The sequence below is a fragment of the Streptomyces sp. NPDC087310 genome (assembly GCF_044744405.1).
GTDB lineage: Bacteria > Actinomycetota > Actinomycetes > Streptomycetales > Streptomycetaceae > Streptomyces.
Genome location: NZ_JBIUYF010000009.1, coordinates 444643 through 467427, shown reverse-complemented (window position 1 = coordinate 467427; position 22785 = coordinate 444643). Strand labels below are relative to the sequence as shown.

19 protein-coding genes are annotated in these 22785 nt (G+C 72.7%); 9 read left to right on the top strand and 10 right to left on the bottom strand.

What is annotated here, in order from left to right; translation table 11 throughout:
* Positions 1-65 precede the first annotated feature (65 nt).
* Entirely contained in the window at positions 66-1103 is a 1038-nt protein-coding gene (locus ACIO3P_RS32815) for a zinc-dependent alcohol dehydrogenase family protein (protein WP_329823808.1), read from the bottom strand.
* 437 nt (positions 1104-1540) lie between these two features.
* Between ACIO3P_RS32815 and ACIO3P_RS32810 the strand changes: the two genes are divergently transcribed.
* On the top strand, positions 1541-2449 hold the full coding sequence (locus tag ACIO3P_RS32810; RefSeq protein ID WP_329823807.1) for a YceI family protein: 909 nt from the start codon (positions 1541-1543) through the stop codon (positions 2447-2449).
* A gap of 6 nt (positions 2450-2455) precedes the next feature.
* On the opposite strand, the gene ACIO3P_RS32805 is transcribed toward ACIO3P_RS32810, so the two are convergent.
* From ACIO3P_RS32805 to ACIO3P_RS32795, 3 genes are all read right to left on the bottom strand, one after another.
* A complete protein-coding gene (locus tag ACIO3P_RS32805; RefSeq protein WP_401850125.1) occupies positions 2456-3352 on the bottom strand; it encodes an LLM class F420-dependent oxidoreductase in 897 nt (298 codons plus the stop codon).
* Between the two features lie 70 nt (positions 3353-3422).
* Positions 3423-4208 carry an SDR family oxidoreductase gene (locus ACIO3P_RS32800; protein WP_401850124.1) on the bottom strand — a complete coding sequence of 262 codons (786 nt, stop codon included), beginning with the start codon at positions 4206-4208 and terminating at the stop codon, positions 3423-3425.
* Positions 4209-4294: 86 nt separating this feature from the next.
* Positions 4295-5473, bottom strand: a complete 1179-nt coding sequence (locus ACIO3P_RS32795) for a phytanoyl-CoA dioxygenase family protein (protein WP_401850122.1) — start codon at positions 5471-5473, stop codon at positions 4295-4297.
* 126 nt (positions 5474-5599) lie between these two features.
* Between ACIO3P_RS32795 and ACIO3P_RS32790 the strand changes: the two genes are divergently transcribed.
* Positions 5600-6652 (top strand): LacI family DNA-binding transcriptional regulator, encoded by a 1053-nt coding sequence (locus tag ACIO3P_RS32790; RefSeq protein ID WP_401850120.1) that lies wholly within the window; start codon positions 5600-5602, stop codon positions 6650-6652.
* Positions 6653-6688: 36 nt separating this feature from the next.
* Here ACIO3P_RS32790 and ACIO3P_RS32785 read toward each other — a convergent pair whose 3' ends face one another.
* From ACIO3P_RS32785 to ACIO3P_RS32770, 4 genes are all read right to left on the bottom strand, one after another.
* Positions 6689-7939, bottom strand: coding sequence for a pyridoxal phosphate-dependent aminotransferase (locus ACIO3P_RS32785; protein WP_401850119.1), 1251 nt, complete (start codon positions 7937-7939; stop codon positions 6689-6691).
* Positions 7940-7986: 47 nt separating this feature from the next.
* Positions 7987-8991 carry a lytic polysaccharide monooxygenase gene (locus ACIO3P_RS32780; RefSeq protein ID WP_401850118.1) on the bottom strand — a complete coding sequence of 335 codons (1005 nt, stop codon included), beginning with the start codon at positions 8989-8991 and terminating at the stop codon, positions 7987-7989.
* Positions 8992-9173: 182 nt separating this feature from the next.
* A complete protein-coding gene (locus ACIO3P_RS32775) occupies positions 9174-11546 on the bottom strand; it encodes a zinc-dependent metalloprotease (RefSeq protein ID WP_401850116.1) in 2373 nt (790 codons plus the stop codon).
* Positions 11547-11686: 140 nt separating this feature from the next.
* Entirely contained in the window at positions 11687-12553 is an 867-nt protein-coding gene (locus tag ACIO3P_RS32770; protein WP_401850115.1) for a GntR family transcriptional regulator, read from the bottom strand.
* Positions 12554-12961: 408 nt separating this feature from the next.
* On the opposite strand from ACIO3P_RS32770, the gene ACIO3P_RS32765 reads away from it, so the two are divergent.
* From ACIO3P_RS32765 to ACIO3P_RS32735, 7 genes are all read left to right on the top strand, one after another.
* Positions 12962-14155 carry a peroxidase-related enzyme gene (locus ACIO3P_RS32765; protein ID WP_401850114.1) on the top strand — a complete coding sequence of 398 codons (1194 nt, stop codon included), beginning with the start codon at positions 12962-12964 and terminating at the stop codon, positions 14153-14155.
* Between the two features lie 83 nt (positions 14156-14238).
* Entirely contained in the window at positions 14239-15345 is a 1107-nt protein-coding gene (locus ACIO3P_RS32760; RefSeq protein ID WP_401850113.1) for an ABC transporter substrate-binding protein, read from the top strand.
* The gene (locus ACIO3P_RS32755; protein WP_329823797.1) at positions 15338-16471 is read left to right on the top strand and encodes an ABC transporter ATP-binding protein; all 1134 of its coding nucleotides are present in this window, start codon (positions 15338-15340) and stop codon (positions 16469-16471) included. Before ACIO3P_RS32760 ends, ACIO3P_RS32755 begins: the two co-directional genes overlap by 8 nt.
* Positions 16468-17472, top strand: coding sequence for an ABC transporter permease (locus tag ACIO3P_RS32750; protein ID WP_401850111.1), 1005 nt, complete (start codon positions 16468-16470; stop codon positions 17470-17472). The genes ACIO3P_RS32755 and ACIO3P_RS32750 overlap by 4 nt, the downstream gene beginning before the upstream one ends.
* Positions 17469-18269 carry an ABC transporter permease gene (locus ACIO3P_RS32745; RefSeq protein ID WP_329823795.1) on the top strand — a complete coding sequence of 267 codons (801 nt, stop codon included), beginning with the start codon at positions 17469-17471 and terminating at the stop codon, positions 18267-18269. The genes ACIO3P_RS32750 and ACIO3P_RS32745 overlap by 4 nt, the downstream gene beginning before the upstream one ends.
* Before the next feature lie 60 nt (positions 18270-18329).
* Positions 18330-19370: a dipeptidase gene (locus ACIO3P_RS32740; RefSeq protein ID WP_401850109.1), complete on the top strand. Its 1041-nt coding sequence runs from the start codon at positions 18330-18332 to the stop codon at positions 19368-19370.
* On the top strand, positions 19367-21229 hold the full coding sequence (locus ACIO3P_RS32735; RefSeq protein ID WP_401850108.1) for an FAD/NAD(P)-binding protein: 1863 nt from the start codon (positions 19367-19369) through the stop codon (positions 21227-21229). The genes ACIO3P_RS32740 and ACIO3P_RS32735 overlap by 4 nt, the downstream gene beginning before the upstream one ends.
* Before the next feature lie 91 nt (positions 21230-21320).
* Here ACIO3P_RS32735 and ACIO3P_RS32730 read toward each other — a convergent pair whose 3' ends face one another.
* Together ACIO3P_RS32730 and ACIO3P_RS32725 are read right to left on the bottom strand one after the other, a co-directional pair.
* Complete coding sequence (locus ACIO3P_RS32730; protein ID WP_329823792.1) at positions 21321-22241, bottom strand: AEC family transporter; 921 nt, start codon at positions 22239-22241, stop codon at positions 21321-21323.
* 156 nt (positions 22242-22397) lie between these two features.
* Complete coding sequence (locus ACIO3P_RS32725; RefSeq protein ID WP_401850106.1) at positions 22398-22784, bottom strand: STAS domain-containing protein; 387 nt, start codon at positions 22782-22784, stop codon at positions 22398-22400.
* Position 22785 lies beyond the last annotated feature (1 nt).

The following is a 22785-nucleotide window of genomic DNA, read 5'->3' as shown; positions in this document are numbered from 1 at the left end:
TTCCCCGCGCTGCTCACTCATCGTAGGGGAACCGTCACCGGGGCGTGGGCGTCCCGTTCCTCACGTCAGGGGCGGACCAGCACCTTCAGCGCCGAACGCTGGTCCATCGCCCGGTACCCCTCGGGCACGTCGTCCAGACCCACGGTCCGGTCGAACACCCGGCCGGGCTCGACGGTGCCGTCCAGGACGGCGGGCATGAGTTCGTCGATATAGGCGCGCACCGGAGCGGGCCCGCCCGTCAGGGTGACGTTGGGCCCGAACAGGCTGGCGAACCCGACGGGGGCCTCCTCGTACTGGGGTACGCCGACCCGGCTGATGACGCCCCCGGGGCGTACCGCGCCGAGCGCCATCTCGTACGCGCTCATGTACCCGACGGCCTCCAGCACCGCGTGGGTGCCCTCGCCACGAGTGAGTTCGCGGACCTTGTCGATGCCTTCCTGGCCGCGTGCGGCGACGACGTCGGTGGCGCCGAAGTCGCGGCCCAGGTCCGTGCGGTCCTTGTGCCGGCCCATGAGGATGATCCGCTCGGCACCGAGCTGTCGGGCGGACAGCACGGCCAGCAGCCCGACCGCGCCGTCCCCGATCACCGTGACCGTGGTGCGCGGGTTCACGCCGGCCCGTTTGGCGGCGTGGTACCCGGTGCCGTACACGTCGGACAGGGTCAGCAGGGACGGCAGCAGGGCGGAGTCCTCGCCCACCGGCAGCTTGACCAGGGAGCCCTGGGCCTGCGGTACGCGGATCGCCTCGGCCTGACCGCCGCCGACGTCGCCGTTGGCGAAGAACCCGCCCTGGGGGCAGGACGTGTGCAGACCTTCGCGGCAGAACACACAGGTGTTGTCGGCGTACGCGAACGGGGCCACGACGAGATCGCCGCGCCGGAGCCCGGAGACCTCCGAGCCGAGCTCTTCGACGACGCCGATGAACTCGTGGCCCATCGGCGCGCCCTGCTCGGACGTCTCCATGGTGTGGTACGGGTGCAGGTCGCTGCCGCAGACGCAGGCGCGCACGACCCGGACGATCGCGTCGGTCGGGTGGCGCAGGACGGGGTCGGGCGCCTCTTCCACGCGTACATCGCCGGCGCCGTACATGAACGTAGCTCGCATGAGGGAACTCTCGGTCTCGTCGTGTCGAGGGCATGTCGAGGGGGCGGGCCCGGGTTGCCCGGCAGGCTCTGTCTCCATGGAACGGGACGGGAGCCGTACGCGCATGTCCAGACCGCTTCCACGGTCGGGTGCGGCTTCCCGCTCAGGGCGGCTCGAAATTCCACGCACCCTCACAATGTGAGGATAATTGTTTCGGGTGCGTGGAAATCTTCACTCGATAAACACAGGACGGATATACGGGAACCTGGTCGTTGAAGCGTGGACGATTGGTCTACTATCTCTCGGGGCCACCCTCTTCGACGTACGACCGGACACTCGGCGAGGCAGTGGCGGAACGGCCGTGCGGCGAAACGCGGCCGATATTCTCGTAAAAGGGGGCCCACCGCTTCTCCGGGGGTCTCACGACTCCCTTTCGGTGTCTGAAGAAGGGTGTCATCATGGGCCTCTCGTTGCTGCGGCGGAGGAAGTCGAAAGCGGGCGGCAAGAGGGCGGGCCTGCTGTCCCGGATACCCCTGACGGCCGGGGCGTTCGCCCTGGAGGTCGGCCAGCCCAACGGCCACCCCCTGGACGGCGCGGGCGTCCAGGTGAAGGCGAACCACACCGGACACGTGGTGATGCAGGGCCGCACCGACCCGTTCGGTACCTTCACCGTCGGCCTGCCCACCGGGCGGTACACCGTCCTGATCACCGCGGACGGCCTGCTCCCGACCCACCTCACCGTCGATGTCGACGCGGGCCGCCAGAGCCATTTCCAGGTCACGCTGGAGCACTCGCGCCCCCTGGAACCGCCGCAGCCCGGAATCTGGCTCTTCGACCCGCCGCACACCGCCATTCGGTTCATCGCGCGGCACGTCGGCATGGCCAATGTGCACGGCCGGTTCACCCGGTTCGACGGCGGCGTACGCGTCGGGGAACGGCCCGAGGATTCCTACGCCGAGTGCACCATCGACGCGGCCAGTATCACCACCGGAAACAATACGCGCGACACCCATCTCCGCTCCGCCGACTTCCTGGATGTGGAGAATTATCCGTACATCCAGTTCGTCAGCGAACGTTTCCAGCGCCACGCGGGCAACCGGTGGACCGTGCACGGCAGCCTCACCCTGCACGGAATCAGCCGCACCATCAGTCTGGAAACCGACTATCTCGGATCCGTCAATGGCGGTTACGGGGAAGAACTGCGGTGCGCCGCCAAGGCGCGCACCGAACTCCATCGCGAGGACTACACCCTGAACTGGCGGTCGATGCTCGCCAGGGGGATCGCGATCGTGGGGCCGACCATCCAGCTCGAACTGGACATTCAGGTGATGTTCCGCTGCGACGAGACGCCGACCCCACCGGAATAGCCGCCCCTACGCGGAGCCCGACAGGGAGAAGGCGCCGGCCAGTTCACGCCACTGGGCGCGCGGCAGTCCCGCGGCCGGGTCGTGGTGGAGCACCTGGAGCGCGACATGGTCCGCGCCCGCCGCCCGGTACGCGTCGACGCGGGCGCGCACCGCGTCCGCGTCGCCCAGCGCGAACAGGGCGTCCAGCAGCCGGACACTGCCACCGTCGGTGAAGTCGTCCTCGGCGAAGCCGAGGCGCAGCAGATTGTCCGTGTAGTTGGGCAGTCCGAGGTAGAACGAGAGCATGGTGCGCGCGGTGGTCCTGGCCCGGTCGAGGTCGGTGTCCAGGACCACACCGAGTTCCGGCGCCAGCAGGGCGTCTGGACCGAGCGCCGCCCTGGCCCGAGCGGTGTGTTCCGGCGTGACCAGGTACGGATGCGCGCCCGCCGACCGCTCACTCGCCAGCGCCAGCATCTTCGGACCCAGCGCGGCGAGCACCCGGCTCCGGGCGGGCACCGGTTCGGGGGCGGCGTCCAGGGCGTCGAGATACGCGACCATCGTCGAGTACGGGCGCGCGTACCGCGGGGTGAGCGCGTCATGGCTCACCCCGAGGCCCAGGACGAACCGCCCCGGCGCGGTCCGCTCGATCGCGGCCACCTGCTCCGCGACGGCCGGCGCCTCGTGCTGCCAGATGCTGAGGATGCCGGTCGCCACCGTGATCCGGCGGGTCGCCCCGACGACGGCCCCGGCCTCCTCGACCGAGGGGCTGCCGCCCACCCAGATCGTTCCGTACCCCAGCTCGTCCAGTTCGGCCACGGCCTCCGCGACACGTGCGGCGTCACCGGGGGCGGGCTGGTGGAGGGCCGAACTCCAGATGCCGATCGGGCCGAAGCGGGCGGTGCGGTCAGCGCTGTCAGAAGTCATACGTCGGCCAACCAGGGCCCACGCCCGCCCTATTCCGGGCCCGGCGGAAGTTACTCCGTTCGGCCCCTCCTCAGTCCTGTCCGCCGAAGACGGTCGGACCCCAGTCGATGACCGAGCCCGTCACCACACCGCTGCGGTCGGAGAGCAGGAGGACGACGAAATCGGCGATCTCGTCGACCTGGCCGAGCTTGCCCATCGGCTGGGAGCGGGCCGCCTCCGCGCGCCAGGTGTCGTCAGCCCCGTGGAAGGCGCGCTGGACGACGTCCTCGCCCTCGGTGTCGGTCCAGCCGATGTTCAGCCCGTTGATCCGGATACGGTCCCAGCGGTGCGCGTGGGCGGCGTTGCGGGTCAGCCCCGCGAGCCCGGCCTTGGCCGCCGAGTACGGGGCGAGATGCGGCGGACCGCCGTGCGCGCACTCGGAGCCGATGTTGACGATCGTGCCCGGCTCCCCGCGCGCCACCAGGTCGGCGACCGCGGCCTGCATCGCGAAGAACGGCGCCCGCAGATTGATCGCCATGTGCGCGTCGAACAACTCGGGGGTGGTGTCCAGCAGGGAGCCCCGGGACGTCAGCCCGGCGGAGTTGACCAGGCAGTCGATCCGTCCGTACGCGGCCACGACCTGCTCGACACTGCCGCGCGCCTGCGCGGGGTCGGAGAGGTCGGCCCGTACGAAGGCGGCCTTCGCGCCCGCCGCCGTCACCTCCGCCGCCAGGGCCTCGCCCACCTCCTCGCGGCGCCCCGTGACGACCACGGTGGCGCCCTCCCGGGCGGCGGCCCGCGCGATGCCCGCGCCGACGCCCTGGCTGCCGCCGTTGACGAGGACGATCTTGCCGTCCAGCAGTCGTTCCCCACTCATTCCTGTCCCGCCCTCATTCCTGTCCTCATGCTTGTTCGGCCCCTCGTTCCGGTGTGTTCCGTGTTTCCGTGTGTTCCGTGTTTCCGTCAGGGACGGCGGCGCTCCGCGCCCGCCCGCAGCTCCGCGCGCAGTGTGTCCGGCGACCACTCCTCGGCCAGCGCGCGCCACACCACGTCGGCCTGGGACGGCGGCGCCAGCCCGTCGGCCGGCGGGTCGCGGTCCAGGTTGGTGGGGAAGGCGTACCCCTCGGCGGTGGCGGCGACCACCCGGCGCAGCCACCCCTCGTCGGCGCCCTCCTTCTTGCGCCGCAGCAGCACCGGATGGAGGGCCTCGCACATCGCCGCACGGTCGACGCTCTCCATCGCGCGGCCGAACGCCGAGGAGATCTGCAGCAGGTTCGCCATCCGCCGGATCCCCGCGGACCTGTTGTGTCCCGCGGCGTGGAAGAGCGCCGGGTTGAAGAAGACCGCGTCGCCCTTCTCCAGCGCCAACTGGACGTGGTGCTCCTCGAAGTACGCGGCGAACTCAGGGAGCCGCCAGGCGAGATAGCCCGGCGCGTACTTCTGCGAGTGGGGCAGGTAGAGCGTCGGCCCCGACTCCACGGGCATGTCGCAGTGGGCGACCGCGCCCTGGAGCGTCAGCGCGGGGGAGAGCCGGTGGACCTGGGCCGGATAGCCGGCCGCCCGCTCCTGCGAGAGGAAACCGAGGTGGTAGTCACGGTGCGCGCGCTGCGCGGCGCCGCCGGGGTTGACCACGTTGATCTGCGAGGTCACCTGGTAGCCGGGGCCGAGCCACGCCGTGGCGACGAGCGCCAGCGACTCGTTGGCGTAGTAGTCGGCGAAGACCTCGGGCTCCCGTACGGCCATCTTGCCCAGCGCGTTCCACAGCCGGTCGTTCGCGCCCGCCTCGGCGAAGTGGTCACCGCGGGCCGCGCCCGTCGCGCGCTCCTCCTCGATGAGCGCCCGGAAGGCCGCCGTGGCCCGGTCCACCACACCGTGATCGGCGAAGGCGCCCTTGAGGACGACGATGCCAGGACCGTCCAGCAGTACGCCGGCCAACTCGCCGCTCACCGTACGGAACCCCTCGGGCGTGGCGGCCAGGGCGCGCAGCCGCGCGCTGTCGTACAGCGGCACGTTCTGCTCGACCCGCTCGGCGGACGGGCAGTCGCCCGGGTCCGTCCGCGTCGAGACGAGGGCGCGCAGCTCCGCGAGATCGCAGTCGTCCGCACGCAGCCACGCCGGGGGTCCCGTGGGGATGTTGGACATGGCGGATCCTTCCCGGAAGAGGTGGTTTCTGTCAGTCTCAGGGGCAGGAAGGTGGCGGGCAACCCGCAGAAAGCCATCAAAAACCCCTCAGGCGCGAACCCCGTCGGCCCAGCTCAGGAAGTGGTCATGGCCCATCCGTACACGATCAGGGAAATCGCCCGGCAGGCCGGGCTGAGCGAGGCCACCGTCGACCGGGTCCTCAACGACCGGGGCGGGGTACGGGAGAGCACCGCCCGCGAGGTCCGCCAGGCCGTCAGGGATCTGGACCGGCAGCGCACCCAGGTACGCCTCGGCGGACGCACCTTCATGATCGACATCGTGATGCGGGCACCGGAGCGGTTCTCCTCCTCCGTGCGGGAGGCCCTGGAGTCCCAACTGCCCTCCCTGCGCCCCGCCGTGCTGCGCTCGCGCTTCCACTTCCGTGAGACGGGCCCGGTGTCCGAGCTGATCGGGACACTGGACCGGATCGCCGCGCGCGGCTCCCAGGGGGTGATCCTCAAGGCCCCGGACGTCCCCGGGACCACCGCTGCCGTCGGCCGGCTGGTCGAGGCGGGCATCCCGGTGGTGACCCTGGTGACCGATCTGCCCGGCAGCGCCCGGCTCGCCTATGTCGGCATCGACAACCGGGCCGCCGGGGCCACCGCCGCGTATCTCGTCGGACAGTGGCTGGGCGAGCGCCCCGCACACGTCCTGACCACCGTGAGCCGCGGGTTCTTCCGCGGCGAGGAGGAGCGGGAGATGGGGTTCCGCGCCGCGATGCGCGCCGCGCACCCGGCACGCACCCTCGTGGAGGTCACCGACAGCGACGGTCTCGACGCCACCCAGCGGGACCTCGTCCTGGCCGCGCTGGAACGCGACCGGGACATCAGGGCCGTCTACTCGATCGGCGGCGGCAACGCCGCGACGGTCGGGGCGTTCGAGGAGATGGGCCGGGAGTGCGCCGTGTTCGTGGCGCACGACCTCGACCACGACAACACCCGGCTGCTGGGCGAACGGCGGATCTCCGCGGTCCTCCACCACGATCTGCGCCAGGACCTCCGCCGCGCCTGCCAGATCGTCATGCGGGCCCACGGAGCGCTCCCCGCCGAGGCCGGGCCCGCGCTGCCCTCCGCGATCCAGGTCGTCACGCCGTACAACCTGCCCCCGGAGGTGACGGCCCCCGCACCGGCCGGCGGCTGACGCGGGGGCCGCCGGCGCGGAGGCCGTCCGGGGCCGTCAGCGCGCCGGGGCCAGCGCGGGCAGCGACGACGTGGGGGACGGCGCGGCGCTGTGCCCCTGCTGCCGCGCCAGGCCGGTGGGGCCCGCGGGGAGGCACGCCTGGAGCGCGGCCACCAGCCGCTGGACGTCCTCCTGCGGCCGGACCACCAGCCGCAGGAACTGGCTGGTGCTGCCGAGTTTGTTGCCGCACTCGCGGATGAAGACGCCGTACTGGGTGAGCATCCGGTCCCGCAGCGCCGCTCCGTCCACCCCGTCGGGCAACTTGACCAGCAGGAAGTTCCCCTGGGACAGGAAGACCACCAGGTCGGGGACGGCGGCGAGGGTCTGCGCCATGCTGGCCCGGTCGCGGGAGAGCAGCGCCAGGGACTGGTGGTACTCGACCCCGTACTCCTTGAGCATGAAGACGACGCTCTCGGCGAAGGAGTTGAGGTTCCACTTGGGCAGTGCCTTGCGTACCTTCGCCGCGAGCGCCGGGTTGGCCACCAGATAGCCGAATCTGATGCCGTGCAGCCCGAAGTTCTTGCCGAGGCTCTTCAGCACGATCACGTTCGAGCGGATGGACGCCTCGTCGGCGACGGACGGGGCGCGCTCCGCGTCGACGAAGTCGATGAACGACTCGTCGACCACCACCAGGTCGAGATCCGACAACTCGTCCAGCAGCCAGACCACTTGATGCCGCTTCAGATAGCCGCCGTCGGGGTTGTTCGGGTTGCAGATGACCGCGACCCGCGACCCGCGCTGGCGGATGAACCGTACGTACTCCTGGAGGTCCAGGGTGAAGTCCTGCTCCTCCTGGAGCGGGAACATGTCCACGCGCTTGCCGGTCTCCAGCGGCTGGTCCGTCCAGCGCCCGAAGGTGGGGATCGGGATGGCCAGGCTCTCGCGGACCAGCAGATGGTCGATCCAGGTGATCAGCTCGGTGGAGCCGTTGCCCATGGCGACCGTCTGGGGGTTGAGACCGAGCACGGAGCACAGTTCGGCGGTGACGGTGTCGGCGTCGCTCGGGTAGTACTTGAGGATCGACTCCAGGGACCCCTGCATACGGCCGAACATCTCGGGCGTGGGGAAGTAGGGGTTGCACGGGATGCAGAAGTCGACCCGCTGCTCATGCGCGGTTTCGGCCCTGCGGTAGGGCTCCTGTCCTGACGGGTCCGAGGGGCCGGTGCCCGGCGACAGGCGGCTCAGCATGGCCCAGGACGGACTGTGCGCGGTGGCACGCAGGAGGCCCGTTTCGAGGGGCTGGGACATGAAGGAGGTCTCCTTACGGTCGGTGCTTGCGGGGAGGCGCGCGGTGATCAGCGGGCGCGCCGCCTGAGCATCACGAACATTCCGATGCCCACGACCGCCATGACCCCGCCCGCTGCCACCGGCAGGTACTCGGACGGCGAGTTCGCGGATACGGGGACGGTCCGGGAAGCGGCGGCCACGGGTACGGACGGGTCGGCGCGGGGCGTGGGGGAGACGTTGGCGGCGTCGGAAGGCGGTACGACGGCCGCTTCGGGGGACGAGGGGACGGCGGGGGTCTCGGGGACCGGATCCGTGACGGCGGTGGGGGACGCCGGCGCGGTCGGGACCGGGGGCTGCCCGGGGGCGTTCTGCCCCGCGGAACCGGCGGATCCGGCGGAGTCGCCGGACCCCGCGGTGCCGCCGGAACCCTCGGGGAAGACGACGTCGGAGCACGAGTAGTACGTGTCCGGGGTGCTGGTGTTGCGCCACACCGTGTAGAGCACGTGCCGGCCGGTACGGTTCGCCGGAAGCGTGCCCGAGAGACGGTACGCGCCGTTCACGACCGGCGGGTCCGTGACCGAGATGAAGGGCTTCTCGGCCAGATCGTCCCAGCGCAGCGGGGTGGTCGGGTCGTATCCCTCCCGGGTGAGGTAGAGGTCGAACGTTCCCGTGTGCGGGATCGTCGTCCGATAGGTGAGGGTGAGGCCGGCGCCGGGGCTCAGCCGGGTGGCCGGCCAGTCGGCGCGGGCGAGGTCGAGGCCCCGGTACGCGTCGAGGCCGCCGCTGCAGAGCTGCCCGTCCGGCACGAACTGCCGGTCCCTGCCGTTGACATCGGCGATCCGGAGGTTGTCCCACGCCTCGAACGTCTGGCCGCCGTTGGCGCCGACGGCCGCCTGGCAGGCCGCTGTCGACGCCGCGGCGCCCCCCTCCGGGCCGCACGCGGCGGTGCGGCTCAGCGGGTCGGTCGGCGCACCGTGCGCGTACGCAGGTCCCGCCGTCAGCACCGCCGAGACCGTGAGCAGCAGGGGCACGGCACCGGTGAGAACCGTGGCGACGGTGCGATGGCGGAACATACCTGGCAGACCTCCTCGGCGGGCCCCGACAGCCTCGGCCCCAGCAGCGTGCTGTGTATTACGGCCGGGGCCCGCCGGGTGTTCAGCGAGAAACCAACGATCTTCAGGAGGTGTACGCGGGGCGTTCAGGACCGCCGGTCGGACCCTGCGGGGGACCTTTCGAACCCGCCCCGGTCGACGGTCTAGATCGGCGCGCCGGGCGGGATACGGGGCGGCGGACCGAGCCGTACGGAGTCGTCGCCGGCCAGGAACGCGCTCAGCGTCGCGGACGCCTCGCGTTCCGCCGGGCCGTCCGCCGCGCGCAGCTCCTCGGCGAGCCGCCGCAGCGCGGCGGTGAGCCGCGTCCGTACCACGCCGTGCAGCAGGTCGCCCCGCACCGCGTCGACGGCGGCGCGCAGCACCACCCACCCCGCGGTCTCCCGCACCGCCGCGGCCGCGACCGGGCCGTCGTCCGCCGGAGGGTCCCCCCGCCACACCGTGTCGAGCAGGGCGTCCAGGACCTCCCCGGGGCCCGGCACGGCCGGATCCGCCGCGTGCTGCCAGCCCAGCCGGTTGAGCCGGGCGGGATCCAGCAGCTCCTGCGTGACGAGCGCCGCCGTCGCCTCCACCGCGCCGAACGGGTCGAAGACCCGCCCGGCCCGGGTGTCGAAGTACTCGGGGCTCCGTTCGTAGCGGATGGCGGGCGGGGTGAGCGCGTCCAGCATCTGCCGGGGCAGGGCCAGGTGTTCGGGGCGCAGCAGCTCCGACAGCCGTGCCAGGGCCCGCCGTTGGTCCTCGCCCGCCACCGGTACGGCGCCGCCGCCCGTCTCGCCCGCCAGCCCGTAGCCGTACCGTGTACCGCCGATCAGCCGGGCCACGGCGGCGAGTTGGGAGCGGTGGTAGAGCTGGAGGAGGACCGCGCGCTCCTCCAGCTCGCCGGTCTGCCGGCCGGGCGGCAGCACCGCGCGCGAGAACCCCGCCAGCGCGACCCGCCGTACGGCCAGCGCCTCGTCCAGCGCGGCGAACGGGTCGGCGACGGGGGAGACCCAGAGCACCGCGTCGGCGTGCGCGGCGTCGGGGGCGTGCGCGTCCTCGTCGGTGATGTACACCAGGCCCTGTTCGGCCGCCGCTTGCCGCAGTTCGGCGAGCGCGCCCTCCTCGGCCTGAGCGTCGTCCTGGCTTCCGGCCCCGCCGGGGAAGCGGCCGTAGGCGTGGGCGACCAGGAAGTGGTCCCACGGGCCGAGCCCCTCGCCGTACGCCTCCGAGGAGTCGAGCCGCCCGTCGGGGGTGACGGTGACCCGGGGATGCGGATAGTCCATCACGGAGGGGCGGGGATGGTGCGTACTGGCGAAGTTGTGCATGAAGCCCAGCGCGTGACCGATCTCGTGCGCCGCGAGCTGCCGCATCCGGCCGAGCACCAGCCGCTCCACGGCGGCCAGCCGTTCCGGCTCGTCCGGCTGCCCGTACGGGGCGTGCAGCGCCTCGGCGAGCGCGGTGATCTGCTCCACCCGCTGCGAGCCGAGCCGGACCCGGCCGCTGATGATCTCGCCGGTACGGGGGTCGGTGAGGGCCTGGCCGTGCGACCAGCCGCGGCCGTCCCGGTGCACCCAGCGCACGGAGTTGACGGCGAGATCGTTGTCGTCGATCCCCTCGGGCGCCACCTCGACCCGGTAGGCGTCGGTGAACCCGGCCCGCTCGAAGGCATCCCGCCACCAGTTGCCGCCCTCCACGACGGCGCTCCGTACGGGCTCGGGGACGGCCGGGTCGACGCGGAAGACGATCGGGTGGCGCACCGGGCCCGACGGGGCGGCCGGGTCGAGCGGTTCCAGCCGGAACCGCGGCTGTACCTTCACCCGGCGGCCGGCCGTCGTACCGGCGCCGTGGTCGTCGTGGCCGATGCCGTACCCGCCGGAGCCCGGGTGGTAACGGCGTACCGGCAGCGGCGGGTCGGGCAGCGGGACGAGATGGAGCTGCTGGACGACGGTGAGCGAGCCCGGCACCGGCACCACGTCCCGCACCGCCGCACCCGGCGAGGAGCCGCGGAAGGTCAGCAGGGCGGGCAGCCGGAGACCGCGCGCACCGAGGCCCGCCTCGTCCGTCAGCGGGAAGGAGGCGTCCGGGTCGATCTCGTACGCGCCCTGCTCCAGCGCCGCCAACTGCGCGGCCACGCCGTGCAGATCGGTGAGCGCCAGCCCGGTCGCGTCCACGACCACGGCGCCGTCCTGCTCGCGCAGCGCCGGGGCGCTCCACAGCACCGACGTGGCGAAGGACTCCTCGCCCGCGCGCACGGCGGCGGCGTCACCGGTGGCGAGATGGTGCTTGTTGCGCTGGACGAGCACGACCCGCCCGGCGATCCGCCGGAACACGGCGACCCGCACCTTCCCCGCCTTGCCCCGGTCCAGGGCGAGCCGGCTGGAGCCCACGCCGTGCGAGAGCGAGGCCATCAGCAGGAAGGGTTCGTCGAACCGCCGGACGGCGAGGAGCGGCCGGTGCCCCTCGGTGTCCGCGCAGAGTTCGAGGAAGGGGTGAGGGTCCGGGGCCGCGCCCGGTGTCGGTGCGGGCGACAGGTCGTTCACGCCGGGCTCGCTTCTCGCTGGGGGATCTGAGGGCCGAGGGTCTGAGGGCAGGGGGATCTGAGTGCAGGGGAGATGGTACGTCCCCGGTCCGCGCGGCCCGCGGTGTGCTCAACGGCCGCTGTGCTCAACGGTCGCTGTGCTCAGGCGTCGGCGGGCTCGGCGGGGATCTCGTACGCGAGCCGGAAGCGCTCGCCGGGTACGACGAGATCCGCGGTCTCCAGAGGGCGTTCCCCGGCGAAGTACGTGCGCTCGATGGCGGCGACGGGCGCGCCGGGCGTCAGATCGAGGGCGTCCGCCTCCTCGCGGGTGGCGGTCCGCGCGGTGACGGTCTCGGTGGAGCGGGTGATCTGGAGGCCGATGTACGACATCCGCGCCACCACGCTGCTGCCCGCCAGCGGACCGGCGCCGGGCAGCGAGACGGGGGTGCCGCCGGTGATGCCCAGCGGCTCCCAGCTCACACAGAGCATGGCCGGTCTGCCGTCCCGGGTGAGCAGGTACTCACTGCGGATCACCGGCTCGGCGGCGGGGACCCCGAGGCGCCGGGCGATCTCCTCGGGGGCCTCGCCGGTGGTGGAACGGGGGGTGCCGCGCACCGTACGGCCGTCGTCGGCGGGGGATCCGTCGCCGGGGCGGCCGGTGTCGCCGGGGTGGCCAGTGTCGAGCACGGCGCGCTCGGGGTCCGAAGGGCTTCCCTGGGAGCCCGTGCCGGACGCCTCCCCGCCGCCCGCCGTGACCGCGAGCCTGCCCTGCAACCGCTCCTGGGTCCACGAGCGGGCCATCGTCCCGGAGGAGGGCCGCTCCCGTACGAACACACCGCGCCCCGCGCGCCCCTTGACGAGGCCCTCCGTGGTCAGCAGCCGTACCGCCGCCGTGGCGACGTTCGAGCCGACGCCGTAGTGGTCCGCGAGAGCGGCGCGCGAGGGGAGCGGATCGCCCGGGGCGAACTCGCCCTCGTCGATCCGGCGCCGCAGATCCTCCGCGACCGTCCGGTACGCCGCGACCGCCATCCCTGTCTCACCTTCTGGACCGCGTCTCATCATGCGAGAAGTTTTCCCTGGGTCGGCCCGGCCGGAGTCCGCCCGAAACGGATCTTCCGGATGGTTCACCGATGGCCTGATGCATCAGGTGAGGCCGAAAATCCACTTTCCACGGCAGTCTGCCACGCCCCTCGCGGAACCTGATGCATCAAGGGGCCGCCCGCACGCAACCCCGTACCGCCGCACGAGGGGTCTGAACAGCGCTGTTCGGGATCGGGAAGGGGCTTTGCGCGGCGCCCCCGCCGGGGCTAACTTTCACTTCCTGTCCGCACGAGGCCGTCCGTACGCACGAGGCTGTCCGTACGAGCGTCTCACCAGGCGGGCAGAACGGTGGACAGAAGCACGGCCCCCCCGGACGACAGGTGAGGAGGACGGACCATGACCCAGCGGATCGGGCAGCACGCCGGAACCGGTACCGCCCCCCGCGCCGGAATCAGCGAGCACACGGCCGCCACCCGCAGCGTCCTGCTCGTACCGTCACTCCCCGGGACCCTCGCCACCGGGCTGCGGATCGCCGCCGCCGCCCGCGCCGCCGAACTCGCCGGACAGCCCGCGCTCGCCGCCGCCTACCGCGACCTGGCCCCCGGACACACTGCGGAGGATGCGCGGGACGACGCGCGGACCGCCGCCGTCCTCGCCTTCACCGACCGTGTCACCCTCGCCCCTGACCGGGCCGGCGCCGACCTGCTGGCCTCCCTGGGCGCCCAGGGGCTCGACGCGCCCGCCGTCGTCGCCCTCGCCCAGATCTGCGCCTTCGTCGCGTACGAGGCGCGTGTCGCCGCCGGGCTCGCGCTCCTGGCCGGCGGCCCGGCCGCACGGACCGACGGCCCGCCCGTCACGGACCGGACGACGCCCGGGGCCGGGGACGCCGCGCCCTTCACGCTCGACGAGCTCACCTGGCAGCCCCGGATCCCCGCCGTCGACGCGGACGCGCTCACCGCCGCGCAGCGCGCCGTCATCGACGCGCACGCCACGCTCTCCACGGCCTCGCCGTACTACCGCACCCTGCTCCACGACCCGGCCGCACTCGACCACCGCACCCATGTCTACAACGCGGTCATGTACGGCCGCGGCGGCCTGCCCCGCGCCGAGCGCGAGCTCGCCACGCTGGTGGTCTCCCGGGTCAACGGGTGCGTGTACTGCGCCTCCGTGCACGGCCGGAAGTACGCCCAGCTCTCCCGCGACGAGGCGAGGGCGCTGCGCGTCCTGCGCGACGGGGCCGACGCGTTCACCGCCCCCGGGACACCGCAGGCAGCGGAAGCGGGCACGGACGCCGTCGCCGACGCGCGCGGCTCCGCCGTCGCCCGCTTCGCCGAGGCGCAGACCCGTACACCCCCGGAGGCCGGCGCCCGTCACCTCGCCGCACTGCGCGCCGCCGGGCTCGACGACGCCGAACTGACCGACCTGGTCCACGCCGTCGCCCTCTTCGGCTGGGCCAACCGGCTGATGCTCGTCCTCGGCGACGCGCACCACCCCGGCTCCCCGCTCCCGGACGCCGGATCCCCGCGCACCGACGCGCGGGAGTCCTGTAGGGGGACGTCGGCCCCCGAGCCACGGACCGGCGACGCATAGCCGTCCCCGTGGCCCCGGCCCGACGTCGCCCCGGCTTCCGCCCCCTCGCCCGTATCTTCCGATCCGCCCGACCGGAGACCGCCATGCCTTCCCGCCGTACCCTCCGCACCACCCTCACCGCCGCAGCCGCGCTGACCACCACCGCCCTGCTGGCCACCGCCTGCACCTCCAACGCCGCCGCCCCGTCCGGTGCGGCGGCGGACGGCGGGAACGCCGGAGGCAAGCAGACCATCACCTTCATGGGGTTCTACGGCACTTTCCAGGACTCCTTCACCAAGACGGTGATCGAGCCCTTCGAGAAGGCCAACCCCGACATCACGGTCAAGTACGTCCCCATCCAGAACTCCGCCGAGGTGCTGGCCAAGCTGCGCGCGAGCAGCGGCCGGCCGGTCGCCGACGTCGCCCTCATGGACAGCTCCGTGGCCCCGACGGCCAACAAGGAGAAGCTCTTCGCCCCGATCGACGCGTCGAAGGTCACCAACCTCACGCACCTCGTCGACACCGCGAAGAGCCCGGACGGCTACGGCCCCGCCGTCACCTTCGACAGCCTCTCGATCCTCTACAACGCGAAGAACGTCAAGAAGGCGCCGACGAGCTGGAACGACCTCTGGGACGCCCAGTACAAGGGCAAGCTGGCGATGCCCATCGCGGACACCCGCGGCGTCGCCCTGATCATCGCCCTGGAGAAGATCCTCGGCGGCGACTACAAGAAGGACATCGACCCGGCGATCGGCGAACTGAAGAAGCTGTCGCCCGCCGTCCAGACCTGGCAGCCCTCGCCGGACGTCTACACCGCGATCCAGTCCGGTGACGCGGACGTCGCCGTCGGCTGGAACGCCCGCGGCCAGTACTACAAGGACGCGTCCAAGGGCGTCGTCCAGCCCGTCCTCCCCCAGGAGGGCACCGTCACCCAGGTCAACACGATCAACCTGGTGAACAAGTCCCGGCACAGCGCCGCCGCGCAGAAGTTCATCAACTACGCGATCGGCGCCGAGGCCCAGAAGGCGTTCGACGACGAGGCGTTCTACGCGCCCGTCAACAAGGACGTCGAGCTGGCCGCGGCGACCAAGGAGCGCACCACGGCCTCCGACCAGCAGCAGAAGAACCAGATACCCGTCGACTGGCGCTGGCTCACCACGCGCTACACCGGCTGGGTCGACCGCATCAAGCAGGAGGTCATCGGTGGCTGACGCGCCGGAGGCGGCCACCGGGCACCTGGTGCTCGACGGGCTCGCCAAGATCTACCCCGGCAAGGACGGCGCCGCCGTGCGCGGTATCGACCTCGCCGTGGAACGCGGGAAGATGCTCGCCGTCCTCGGTCCTTCCGGCTGCGGCAAGTCCACCACGCTGCGCATGATCGCGGGGCTGGTCCCGCCCACCGCCGGGCGGGTACGGGTCGACGGCCGCGACATCACCGACGCCCCCGTGCACCGCCGCGACATGGGCGTGGTCTTCCAGTCGTACGCGCTCTTCCCGCACCTGGACGTCGCCCGCAACATCGCCTTCGGCCTGGAGATGCGCAAGATCCCCAAGGCCGAGCTGAAGCGCCGGGTCGACGACGCGCTCACACTCGTACGCCTCGGCCATCTCGCCGGGCGCCGGATCGCCCAGCTCTCCGGCGGCCAGCAGCAGCGCGTGGCCCTGGCCCGCGCGCTGGTCGTCGAGCCGGCCGTGCTGCTGCTCGACGAGCCCCTGTCGAACCTGGACGCCCAACTGCGCTCAGCGATGCGCGACGAGATCTGCCGGATCCAGCGCGAGACCGGTGTCACCACCGTCTTCGTCACGCACGACCAGCAGGAAGCCCTCTCCATGGCCGACCGCGTCGCCGTCATGAACCAGGGCCGGATCGAACAGGTCGGCACCCCCGAGGACATCTACGAGCGGCCGGAGCGCGCCTTCGTCGCCCGCTTCGTCGGCCGCGCCAACCTGCTGGACGGTACGGCCCGCGAGCGCGAAGGGGACCGTACCCCGGTCGACCTGCCCGGCCTCGGCACCGTCCCCGCGGCGGGCGACGCCGTGGAGTCCGGCCGTACGGCCACCGTGATGCTGCGCCCGCACCGGATCGCCCTCGCCCCGGCCACCCAGGGCAGCGGCGGCGGCGCGCGCGGCACGGTGCTCTCCGCCGGGTACGCGGGCGAGACCGTCGCCTACCGGGTGCGCGTCGGCGCCGACGGGCCCGTCCTGGACGTCGAGCGGCCCACCGGGACGCAGGAGCCGTTCGGCCCCGGCGCCGGGGTGGAGTTGTCCTGGGACCCGGCGGCGCCGCGACTGGTGGCCGGTCAGGAGAGCACGGACCGCCCGGAGGACCCGTCATGACGGCGGACCCCGACTCCGTACCCACAGAGCCGCAGGCACCCACGAAGACGCAGGCACCCACGACGGCGCAGGCACCCACGAAGACGACGCCGGACACGGAGGCACCCGCGAAGACGCGCCCGCGCCGCGGCGGCACCGCCCGGCTCGCCCTCGCGCTGCTGCTGCCCGGCCTGCTGGCGCTGCTGCTGACGTACGCGCTGCCGCTGGTCTGGGTGGTGCGCATGTCGTTCAACGAGTCGATGGACGGCGGTCTCATCCGGCAGACCTTCTCCCTCGCCACCTTCGGCGAGGTGCTGTCCAGCTCCCACTACTGGAACGTCATCGGGCAGACGATCGAACTCGGCGCCCTCGTCACCGTGTTCACCCTTGTCGTCTCCTACCCGGTCGCGCTCTTCCTCTCCCGTACCACCAGCCGCTGGCGCAGTCTGCTCGTCGCGCTCGCCATCGCGCCGCTGCTGATCTCCTCCGTGGCGCGCACCTTCGGGTGGATGGCGATCCTCGGCAGCCAGGGCGTCGTCAACAAGACGCTCACCGGCATCGGAGTGATCGACAGCCCGCTCCATCTCGCCAACAACCTCACCGGTGTGGTCATCGCCTCGACGGAGATCTACATGCCGTTCGCCATCCTCGCGATGATCAGCGGCTTCGGCCGGCTCGATCCCGCGCTGGAGCACGCCGCCGCGTCCCTGGGCGCGCCCCGCCGTACCGTCTTCCGCCGCGTCGTCCTGCCGCTCACCCTGCCCGGGGTGCTCACCGCCGCGCTGCTGGTCTTCGTGCTCAGCCTCAGCGGCTACGTCACCCCCCGGCTCATCGGCGGCGGCCGGGTCTTCGTCCTGGCCACCGAGATCTACGACGAGGCCATCACCAGCCTCGACTGGCCGGTCGCCGCCGTCCTGTCGATGCTGCTGCTCGCCGTGTTCGGCGTGGTCATCACGGTCTACCTGTGGGCCCAGCGCGCCCTCGAAGCCCGCTTCACCGGACCCGGGGAGGCCCGCCCATGAACGCGAGCCGTCCGACCCGCGCCGTGTGGGCCGTCGTTCTGACCGTCCTCTATCTGTTCCTCCTCGCGCCCATCCTCATCGTGCTCGTGGAGTCCTTCGACACCTCCACCTATCTGCGCTTCCCACCCGAGGGCTTCAGCCTCGACGCCTACCGGCAGGTCTTCGCCAACGACGCCTTCCGTGAGGGCTTCAAGGTCAGCGGGGTCACCGCCGCGGTGACCGCGCTGCTCGCCGTCGTCACGGGCGTACCGGCGGCCCTCGCGCTGACCCGGCTGCGCTTCCGGGGCCGCGCCGCGCTGGAGGCGGTCTTCCTCTCGCCGCTGCTCGTGCCGCACATCGTGCTCGGGCTCGCGCTGCTGCTGATCCTGGCGCCCATCCCGCTCACCGACACCTACTGGGGGCTGATCCTGGCCCACCTCGGGGTGACCGTCCCCTATGTCGTACGGACGGTCGCCGCCTCCCTGGTCTCGGCCGACCCGCGCGCGGAGGAGGCGGCGCGGACCCTCGGCGCCAACGGGCTCGTCACGTTCTGGCGGATCACCCTGCCGACCATCAGGTCCGGTCTGTTCTCCGGCGCGATCATCGCGTTCCTGCTCTCCTTCGACGAGACGGTCATCTCCCTGTTCGTCTCCGGGCAGAACACCGTGCCGCTGCCGGTGGCCGTACTCCAGTACGTCGAGTACCGCAGCGACCCGTCCGTCGCCTCCCTCTCCGTCCTGCTCGTCCTGCTCTCCGTCGTCGTGGTCGTCCTGGTGGAACGCGGACTCGGGCTGCGGCGCACCCTGCGATCCGGCTGAGCGGACCCCACCCCCCTCCACGTACCGACCGAACGCCCCACCCGCCGTAAGGAGAACACCGTGCCCGTCACCTCGGCGCAGCCCCTCGACCCCACCGCACTCCACCGGGACAGCGTCGTCTTCAACGCGCTCGACTGCACCCCGCTGCCCTGGGCCGACGAGACCTACCTCGGCAAGCTCGCCGTCTCCGGGGTCACGGCGATCAACCACGCGGTCTCCATCTCCCAGGGGTACGACGCCGCCGCGGCGGCCATCGTCGGCTGGCGCCACCGGCTGGCCGAGACCGGCGGCCGGGTCTTCCAGGCGTACGGTCTGGACGACGTCGCCCGCGCCCAGCGCGAGGGCAGCGTGGCCTGGTTCGCCGGGTTCGAGGACAGCAAGCCGGTGGGGGAGGACCTGTGGCGGCTGGAGACCCTCCACCAACTGGGTCTGCGCTTCATGGGGCTGACGTACCAGAACCGGAACTACGCGGGTGACGGCAGCGGCGAGAGCGCCAACGGCGGGCTGAGCCGCTTCGGCCGCTCCCTCGTCAAGGAGTCCAACCGGCTGGGCGTCGCCCTCGACCTGTCGCACACCGGCGAGCGCTCCACCCTGGAGACCATCGAGGTCTCCGGGAAGCCCGTCCTCGTCACCCACGCGGGCCTGACCCACTTCGTCGACAGCCCGCGCAACAAGAGCGATGTCGTCGCCCGTGAACTGGCGGCGCGCGGCGGTGTGTTCGGCCTCGCCGCCAAGTCCGGCTTCCTCACCCCCGACGGGCTGACCCGCAGGCCGGGCGCCGAGGTCTTCGCCGACAACATCGACTACCTGGTCGAGCTGATCGGCATCGACCACGTCATCATCGGCACGGACGTCGGCGACGAGCGCAAGTACTCCCGCGAGGGCATGGCGCGGGTGCGCAGGCTCTACCCGGAGATCCCCATCGTCGGCGAGGACCTCGACCTCGACCGGATCCACCCCGAGGGCCTCGGCACCCCCGCCGACCTGCCCCTCATCACCGAGCTGCTGGCCGGCCGCGGCTACACCGCCGAGGACATCACCAAGATCCTCGGCGGTAACATGCACCGTGTGCTGACCGACATCTGGGACACCGAGGCGTGAGCGCCCGGCCGCTCCGTATCGCCGTCATCGGGGCCGGGCCGCGCGGCACCGCCGTACTGGAGCGCCTCACGGCCAACCTCGGCCCGGCGGGGCCCTGGGCGGACACCCCGGCCGAGGTGCACGTCGTGGACGAGCACCCGCCGGGCGCCGGGCGGATCTGGCACCCCGGGCAGTCCGGACACCTGCTCATGAACACGCTCTCCGGGCACGCCACCGCGTTCCCCGACGACACCGTGACGATGGCGGGACCCGCGACCACCGGGCCCTCCCTGGCCCAGTGGGCGAGCGAACACGAACCGGGCACCGAATCCTGGGAGTTCCCCTCCCGGGCGCTGATGGGCCGCTATCTCGCCTGGGCCCACGACCGGATCGTCCGGGGCGCCGCCCCCTCCGTCCGGATCGTCCCGCACCCGAGGCGCGCCGTCGCCCTGGACGAGGCCGCGGACGGGCGGCTGCTGCTCCGGCTCGACGACGGCACGCGCCTGCTCGTCGACGCGGCCGTCCTCGCCACCGGCCACACCGACCAGCGCCCCTCGGACGAGGCACGGACGCTGACCGCCGCCGCCGAGCGGCACGGGCTGCGTCATCTGCCGCCCGGCCATCCGCACGAGGCCCCGCTCGATCTGCTGGAGCCGGCCGAGCCGGTCCTCGTACGCGGCCTCGCGCTCAACTTCTTCGACCAGCTCACCCTGGTCACCGCGGGGCGCGGCGGCCGGTTCGAGGAGACGGGGAGCGGCACGCTGCGCTATCTGCCCTCGGGCCGCGAACCGCGCCTGATCGCGGGCTCCGGCCGGGGCGTGCCGTACCTCGCGCGCGCCGAGACACCGGGCCGGATGCCGCCGGGACACACCCTGGCCTTCTTCGACGAGGCGGCGGTCGGACGGCTGACCGCCCGCGCGCCGGGCACGGTCGGCTTCCGCACCGAGGTGTGGCCGCTGATCGCCCAGGAGGCGGGCGCGGCCTGGTACCGGACGCTCCTCGATCTCCGGCCCTCGGCGGCCCTACTGCCGGCCGAAACGTTCCTGGAGCGGTACGCGGCGGCCGGGCACGGCTCCGACGCCCAGGCGGAGCTGCTCGCCGACGGGCTGCGCGACGACGCCGACCGCTTCGACGCGCTCGACCTCGACACCCCGCTGGCCGGCCGGACCTTCCCCGACCGGGCGGCGTTCGGCGTCTGGGCGCGGGAGTGGATGCGTACGGACCTGGCGGCGGCGCGCGCACCGGGGCGCAGCCCGGTCAAGGCCGCCGCCGCGGCGGTCGCCGCGGTGAAGGGGCAGGTACGGCGGGTCGTCGCCGCGGGTGTGCTCACCGGCGCCTCGCACCCCGAACTGGCGTGGTTCCGGTCGTACGGCGCCCATGTCGCCAGCGGCCCGCCCGCCCGCAGGATCGCCGAACTGATCGCGCTGAGCGAGGCGGGCGTCGTCGAGTTCCTGGGCGCGCGCCCCACCGTCACCGTCGACGGCGGGGCGGGCCGCTTCACCGCGCTCTCCCCGACCACCGGCGGCCCGCCCGCCACCGCCCGCGCCCTGCTGGACGCCTGGCTGCCCGGCCAGGACCTGGCCCGTACCGCCGACCCGCTGCTGGCCGGGCTCGTCGCTTCGGGGCTGGCCCGCCCGCACCTGGCGGGCGTGGGGGAGGACGCCACGGCGACCGGCGCGCTCGACATCGTCCCCGCCGAGCTGCGGGTGCGCGACGCCTCCGGCCGGCCGCATCCGCAGCTCTTCGCGTTCGGCATCCCCGTCGAGGGCGTGGAGTGGAACACCGCCATCGGCGCGCGGGCGCGCGGCAACGCCGCGATGTTCCGGCAGGCCGACACGATCGCCCGCTCCGCGCTCGGAGCGGCGACCGGCCGGCCGTGAAGGCCGTGAAGGCCGTGAAGCCCGTGAAGGCCGTGAGAGTCGTGTGGGCCGTGCGGGCAGTGGGAGCCGTGGAAGCCGTGCGGGAGCCTCCTCAGCCGAGGAGCGCCGCGATCACCACCAGGACCGGCACCGACAGCAGTGTGGAGAGCAGGATCGACTCCCGCGCCAGCCGTTCGGCGACCCGGTAGCGCGAGGCGTACGTGAACAGGTTCTGCGCCGCCGGCAGCGCCGAGGTCACCACGACGTCGAGCAGCGCCGCGCCGTGCAGCCCGAACACCAGAGCGCCCAGCGCCCAGGCGGCGGCGGGCTGACCGACCGACTTCAGCGCGGCGGAGAGCAGCACGGGGTGACGGTCGGGGCCGCGCCCCGGCAGCGCGGAGCCGCACAGCGAGATCCCGAAGGCCAGCAGGACGGCCGGGACCGACATGTTGCCGATCAGCAGCAGCGGGTCGAGTACGGGTCCCGGCACCGTCCACCCCGTGGCCGCGACGGCGACCCCGCACAGCGAGCTCACGCCGATCGGGTTGCGCAGCGGTGTGGTCAGGCGCTGCCAGAGCGGCAGCTTCTCGCCCGGCCGCGCGAGGTCGAGCACCGTCAGGGCGATCGGTGTCATCACGAGCTGCTGGAAGAGCAGGACGGGCGCCACCAGCGAGGCGTCCCCGAGGACGTACACGGCGATCGGGATACCGAGGTTCCCCGCGTTGACATAGCTGGAGCACAGCGCGCCGATCGTGGTGCGCCCGAGGTCCCAGCGGCGGACCAGGGCGACGGCCACGAAGGCCCCGGCCGCCAGGGCCGTACTGATCGCCGTGATCAGCAGCCGGCTGGAGAGGACGACCGAGAGATCGGCCCGCGCGAGGGTGGTGAACAGCAGGGCGGGCGTGGCCACGTGGAAGGCCAGCTTGGTGAGCACCTCACGCCCGTTGTCGCCGAGATATCTGCGCCGCCCGATCACATACCCGACCCCGATGACGACGGCGATGACGGCGAAGCCGGTCAGTACTCCCTGCACGGCATGTCCCCGTCACGAAGCGGCGCGGACGACGGCGGTGGAGCACATAGGTGGGTCATGCAGCCAACCCTCCCGAGGAACGTCGCTCCAGGTCAACGTGGGCTGGCTCACGCCGGCTCACCCCGGGCCGGGAAGTGGTGGGAACGGCGGACGATCTCACCCGGGGCCGGTGTCGCTCGACGGCGCGCGCTCCTTGCGCCCGTCCCCCTCCTCCCCGTCCAGATGGCCCAGGGTGCCGGTGACCCGCAGCACCCGCTCCAGCGACGGCCTGCGCTCCGTCAGCACGAGGCGCACGCCGTCGGACTCCGCGAGGCGCCGGATCATCAGCAGCGCCGAGAGGCCCATCGAGTCGCACAGCGTGAGCCCACCGCAGTGCAGCTCCAGCCGCGCCACACCCCGGTGGGTACGGAGCAACTGCCGTACGGTGTCGATCACTTCGTACGAGGTCTCGTAGTCCATCTCGCCGTCGAGCCGTACCTCCACGATGTCGGGTGAGGGCGTGGTGACGACGACGGCCAGCGGTTCCGGCGGTGTGGTGGTCATC